The 3896-nt window shown below is 71.0% G+C and carries 2 protein-coding genes; both read right to left on the reverse strand.

Annotation, left to right across the window (positions count from 1 at the left end):
• Positions 1-143: 143 nt before the first annotated feature.
• Entirely contained in the window at positions 144-2855 is a 2712-nt protein-coding gene (gene aceE, locus ACFW1I_RS22235) for a pyruvate dehydrogenase (acetyl-transferring), homodimeric type (RefSeq protein WP_384672614.1), read from the reverse strand.
• Between the two features lie 272 nt (positions 2856-3127).
• On the reverse strand, positions 3128-3751 hold the full coding sequence (locus tag ACFW1I_RS22240; protein ID WP_031014059.1) for a GntR family transcriptional regulator: 624 nt from the start codon (positions 3749-3751) through the stop codon (positions 3128-3130).
• Positions 3752-3896: the final 145 nt, after the last annotated feature.

Genomic DNA, 3896 nt, shown 5'->3' on the forward strand with positions numbered 1-3896 from the left:
GCCGGGCGGGTGGTCGAGCGGTCGGGGGGGGGGCGGCCCCCGCCCCCGGGCTCGGCGGGGGGTTGGTGGGGCCGCTCGACTTTTTGCAACCCCGGGGGGGCGCCCTGCCCCCCAGCCGGGGCCCCGGCACCGACAGCCGACCCTTACAGGCCGTAGCGCTCGCGCGCCTCCTTCACGGCCGTGGCCGGGACCTCGCCGCGGCGGGCGAGCTGGGCCAGGGACGCGGCGACGATCGACTGGGCGTCGACGCCGAAGTGGCGGCGGGCCGCGGCGCGGGTGTCCGAGAGGCCGAAGCCGTCGGCGCCCAGCGACGAGTAGTCCTGCTCGACCCACTGCGCGATCTGGTCCGGGACCTGGCGCATGTAGTCGGAGACCGCGAGGACCGGCGACTCGACGCCCGCGAGCGCCTGGCGCACGTACGGGACGCGCTCCTCGCCGCGCAGCAGGGCGGCGTCCGCCTCCAGCGCGTCGCGGCGCAGCTCGGTCCAGGAGGTGGCGGACCACACGTCGGCGGCCACGCCCCACTCCTCGGCGAGCAGCTTCTGCGCCTCCAGGGCCCAGTGGATCGCGGTGCCCGAGCCGAGCAGCTGGATCCGCGGCGCGTTGGCGGGCACGGTGAGACCGGCCGACTCGGCGGTGTTGAAGCGGTACAGGCCCTTGACGATGCCCTCGTCGACACCCGCGTGGCCCGGCTTGGCCGGCTGCGGCATCGGCTCGTTGTAGACCGTCAGGTAGTAGAAGACGTCCTGGTCCTCGCCCGGCGCGGCCTCGCCGTACATCCGGCGCAGACCCTCCTTGACGATGGCCGCGACCTCGTAGGCGAACGCCGGGTCGTAGGTCAGCGCCGCCGGGTTGGTGGCCGCGATGACGGGGGAGTGGCCGTCGGCGTGCTGCAGGCCCTCACCGGTCAGGGTGGTGCGGCCGGCGGTCGCGCCGACGAGGAAGCCGCGGCCGAGCTGGTCGCCGAGCTGCCACATCTGGTCGGCGGTCCGCTGCCAGCCGAACATCGAGTAGAAGATGTAGAACGGGATCATCGTCTCGCCGTGCGTGGAGTACGCGGTCGACGCGGCGATGAAGTCGGCCATCGAGCCGGCCTCGGTGATGCCCTCGTTCAGGATCTGGCCGTTGACGGCCTCCTTGTAGTACATCAGCTGGTCGCGGTCGACCGGCTCGTACGTCTGACCCTTCGGCGAGTAGATGCCGAGCGAGGGGAAGAGGGACTCCATGCCGAAGGTGCGGGCCTCGTCCGGGACGATCGGGACCCAGCGCTTGCCGGTCTCCTTGTCGCGGACCAGGTCCTTCACCAGACGGACGAAGGCCATGGTGGTGGCGACCGACTGCGAGCCGGAGCCCTTGTCGAAGGAGGCGAACGCCTTCTCGGACGGGGCCGGGAGTGGCGCGACCGGGTGGACGCGGCGGGCCGGGGCCGGACCGCCGAGGGCCGCGCGGCGCTCCTGGAGGTAGCGGACCTCGGGGGAGTCGGCGCCCGGGTGGCCGTAGGGCACCACGCCGTCGACGAACTGCGCGTCCGAGATCGGCAGCTCAAGAAGGTCGCGCATGTTCTTGAACTCGTCCGTCGTCAGCTTCTTCATCTGGTGGTTCGCGTTCTTCGACGCGAAGCCCTCACCCAGGGTGAAGCCCTTGACGGTCTGCGCCAGGATCACGGTCGGGGCGCCCTTGAACTCCAGGGCGGCCTTGTACGCGGCGTACACCTTGCGCGGCTCGTGGCCACCGCGCGAGAGGTGGAAGCACTCCAGGATCTTGTCGTCGGAGAGCAGCTGCGCCATCGCGGCGAGCTCCGGGTCCTTGCCGAAGAAGTCCTGGCGGATGTAGGCGGCGTCGCGGGTCTGGTACGTCTGGACCTGCGCGTCCGGCACCTCGCGGAGGCGGCGGACCAGGGCGCCGGTGGTGTCGAGCGCGAACAGCTCGTCCCAGGCGTTGCCCCAGAGGGTCTTGACGACGTTCCAGCCGGCGCCGCGGAACTGGGCCTCCAGCTCCTGCACGATCTTGAAGTTGGCGCGGACCGGGCCGTCGAGGCGCTGCAGGTTGCAGTTGATGACGAAGGTCAGGTTGTCCAGACCCTCGCGGGCCGCGAGCGCGAGTGCCGCGGTCGACTCGGGCTCGTCCATCTCGCCGTCGCCGAGGAAGGCCCAGACGTGCGAGGCGGAGACGTCCTTGATGCCGCGGTTGGTCAGGTAGCGGTTGAAGCGCGCCTGGTAGATCGCGGAGAGCGGGCCGAGGCCCATGGAGACGGTGGGGAACTCCCACAGCCAGGGCAGGCGGCGCGGGTGCGGGTAGGAGGGCAGGCCGTTGCCGCCCGACTCCTGCCGGAAGTTGTCGAGGTGCGACTCGTCCAGGCGGCCGTCGAGGAAGGCGCGGGCGTAGATGCCGGGGGAGGCGTGGCCCTGGATGTAGAGCTGGTCGCCGGAGCCGGGGGCGTCCTCGGAGTCCTTGCCCTTGAAGAAGTGGTTGAAGCCGGTCTCGTAGAGCCAGGCCGCGGAGGCGAAGGTGGCGATGTGGCCGCCGACGCCGTGCTTCGAGCCGCGGGTGACCATCGCGGCCGCGTTCCAGCGGTTCCACGCGGTGATCTTGCGCTCCATCTCCTCGTCGCCGTCGATGACGGGCTCGGCGGAGGTGGGGATGGTGTTGAGGTAGTCCGTCTCCAGCAGCTTGGGGAGGGCCAGGCCCGCGCCCTCGGCGTGCTGCAGCGTGCGGCGCATCAGGTAGGCGGCCCGGTGGGGGCCGGCGGCCTTGGTGACGGCGTCCAGGGAGGCCGCCCACTCGGCGGTCTCCTCGGTGTCACGGTCCGGGAGCTGGTCGAGCTCGCTCGGAATCTTGCCTACGGGATCGGTCATGATCGCCGCCTTCCGGACAGATGGGGGTGGAGATAAAAACGGTGCCTTGTCTGGCAGGACAGGGCGGAGGGCCGGGTGACGGCCCGCCGAAGACTGTAAACCGCCGATCGATGATCGATCAAAGGGTTGAAGCCGGAAACCTCTTCAGATCGAGAAAGTCGGCACAGGGTGCCGCGAAAGGGGGCACCCGGTGCCGACTTTTCGAACAGTCGGAAAACGCCGGGAGCCCCGCCGAAGCGAGGCTCTGACCTGCGAAAACCTACCCGTGCGCGTCAGGCGCGAGGGGCGCAGCCCAGCACATGGGCCTTCACGAGCGCGCCGATGTTCGGATCGCCCCGGCGGAACGCCTCCACCAGCTCCTGGTGCTCCTCCGCGTACGACTTCTGCACCGTGCCCAGCCAGCGGATCGACAGCGCGGTGAAGACCTCGATGCCCAGACCCTCCCAGGTGTGCAGCAGCACGCTGTTCCCGGCCGCCTTCACCAGCTCCCGGTGGAAGGCCACCGTGTGCCGGACCTGCGCCGTGCCGTCGGAGGTGGCGTCCGCCTCGTACAGCGCCGCCACGTGCGGCTCCAGCGTCGAGCAGTCCGCGGAGAGCCGGGGCGCGGCCAGCTCGGCCGCGATCTGCTCCAGGCCGGCCCGGACCGGGTAGCTCTCCTCCAGGTCGGCCGCGGTGAGGTTGCGCACCCGGACGCCCTTGTTCGGCGCCGACTCGATCAGCCGCAGCGACTCCAGCTCCCGCAGCGCCTCGCGGACCGGGGTCTGGGAGACCTCCAGCTCGGTCGCGATCCGGCGCTCCACGATCCGCTCGCCCGGCTTCCAGCGGCCGCTGACGATCCCCTCCACGATGTGCTCGCGGATCTGCTCGCGCAGCGAGTGGACGACGGGGACGGTCATGGAGCGGCTCCTCCGGGAGGTTCGTGACCCTTAGACAATACGGCGGTGGGGGGGCCCCGGCCGGGAGAACAACCCCAAGGTCCACGCAGTCTCGGAGGGGAGTGTGATAGTGGGAGGGGAGGCGCGAGGGGGAGAGAGGTCGCTG

Source organism: Streptomyces sp. NPDC058955, assembly GCF_042741435.1.
Taxonomy (GTDB): domain Bacteria; phylum Actinomycetota; class Actinomycetes; order Streptomycetales; family Streptomycetaceae; genus Streptomyces.